The following is a 2,359-nucleotide window of genomic DNA, read 5'->3' on the forward strand; positions in this document are numbered from 1 at the left end:
ACCGCCAGCGCCTTCGAGGAGGACCGCCAGCGCATCCTCGTCGCCGACATGGACGGCTTCGTCCGCAAGCCCGTCCATCACAACATCCTCTTCGACGAGATCAACCGCGTCTCCGGCATCGACTACATATACGACGAGCCGGACTCCCCCGAGAAAGCGAAGCAGGAGCCCGAACCCGACTACTCCAGCCAGCTCGCCCAGCTCCCCGAAGAGCTGCTCGCCAAACTCAGCGCAGCCATCAGAAGCGGAGCCATCACCGAAGTCGAAGACCTCGCAGACGAGCTCCAAACCGTCGACGAACCCCTCGCCAAACGCATTCGCCTCCTCGCGGAACGTTTCGACCTCGCCAGCCTAGAAGCTTTGCTACAATCATAGGAACCTACACTCGCGTTTCCATTCGCAGATAAGGAAACCCTTCCATGTCCCTTCCGTCCCACAAGCCCGCGTCCCCTCGCAAAAGAGAAGCAAACATACGCTCCGGCATAGTCTTCAACCTTGCCCTCGTCCTTCTCTCAACGGTCCTCGGTTTTTGGGTACTCAGCGGCATCAAGCAAGTTCAACTCAGGACTCTAGCAGACTCGCTCAACACCAATCTGCAAACCTCTCTGCAAACCCTGCACTACTGGAACACCCGTCACATCTTCGTCCTCCAAAACGTCACTTCGGACCCAACCTTCCTCGAACTCACTCAACGCCAACTCGAAGCCCACACAAACAGCCAACCCCTCAACAACGAGACACTCGCCAAGCTTCGCGACATCTACTTCCAACGCCTCCACCGAAAGAACTTCCCGCCCGGCGGGTTCTTCATCATCGCGCCGGACAACACAAGCATCGCGTCCATGCGTGATGAAAATCTGGGTACTCAAAATCTAATCAAGGCGCACTACCCAGACCTCTTCGAGCGAGCGTTTCAAGGCGAACACCTACTCATCCCCCCCATTCCCTCAGACATTCCCTTCGAAGGCACAAGGAACATCCAAGGGCTCGAAGTCCCTCCAACCATGTTCTTCCTTTCCCCCATCAAGGACGCAGAAGGAAACGTCATCGCCGCCCTCACCCGTCGCCTCAACCCTGAAGGCGTCCTAAGTCAACTCACCAATCAAGCCCAAATCGGCGAAACCGGAGAAACCTACCTCTTCGACAAAAACGGCCGCCTGCTCACAAACAGCCGCTTCGAATCCCAGCTAAACGAAGCAGGCATCCTAGACCCGCAATACCAAAGCATCCTCAGCATCAAGCTCCTCAACCCCGGGCGCAACCTCCTCAAGCAGCCAGGAAAACTGCTCGATCCAGAATCCCTGGAACTCACCGAAATGGCCAAGTCCGCCCTCGCCGGAAACTCGGGCAGCAACCTTGAAGGCTACTACGACTATCGCGGTGTCAAAGTTGTAGGATCCTGGATTTGGGCCGAAGGCCGCAGCATCGGCATCGCAGCCGAGATCGACATCGAAGAAGCCCTAGAGCCCTACCGGCTCGCTCGTTCCATTATCATCTTCGCCCTCGGTACCACCACCCTCGCTTCAGTCCTATTCACCATATTCCGGATACGCAGCAGCGAACGAACACGCCAAACCCTCGAGTCCATCAACGAAAAGCTCGAGGTCCGCATCGAGGAGCGAACAAGGGACCTCACCCGCCGAGAAAAACAATTCCGCTCCCTTGTATCCAATATTCCAGGAACCGTCTATCGCTGCCGCTGGGACGAACATTGGACCATGCTTTACGTAAGCGACGAAGTTGAAAAACTCACCGGCTACCCACCCTCCGACTTCCTCAACAACTCCGTACGAAGCTTCGCCAGCATCATCCATCCAGCCGACCTGCTGACGATGGAAAAAACAGTCACCACGAGCATCGCCCAAAAAGGGCGCTACGCCCTAGAATACCGCATCATCCGCAAAGACAAAACCATACGCTGGGTATTCGAGCGCGGATCGCTCGCCAGCAATGAAGACTCCGATACCCCCGAAGTCGACGGACTCATCCTCGACTTCACAGACCGAAAAGAAGCCGAGAAGGAAATCACAAAAGCAAAAGAAGAAGCAGAGTCAGCCAAAGAGGAAGCCATAAACGCCAACAAGACCAAGTCCGTCTTCCTCGCCAACATGTCCCACGAGATCCGAACCCCCATGAACGCCATCCTCGGATACTCGCAGCTCATGCAGCGAGACTACCAGCTCACGGACAACCAGCGGGACAGCCTCGACACCATCAACAGAAGCGGCGAGCACCTCCTCACCCTCATCAACGACATCCTCGAGATGTCCAAGATCGAAGCCGGAAAAGTAACCCTAAAGCCAGCCCCCTTCTACCTGCCCGCCCTCCTCGAGGACATCCTATCCATGCTAAACGCCAA

The 2,359-nt window shown here is 56.2% G+C and carries 1 protein-coding gene and 1 pseudogene; both read left to right on the forward strand.

The annotated features are described in order from the left end of the window. Window positions 1–375 (forward strand): annotated as a pseudogene (locus JIN87_RS27805) (hypothetical protein); the annotation flags it as partial. 44 nt (window positions 376–419) lie between these two features. Further along, window positions 420–2,359 (forward strand): histidine kinase dimerization/phospho-acceptor domain-containing protein (locus JIN87_RS27810; protein ID WP_200359985.1); only part of this gene is annotated, 1,940 nt, incomplete at its 3' end.

Origin of the sequence: Pelagicoccus mobilis (assembly GCF_016595505.1) — a bacterium.
Lineage (GTDB): Bacteria > Verrucomicrobiota > Verrucomicrobiia > Opitutales > Opitutaceae > Pelagicoccus > Pelagicoccus mobilis.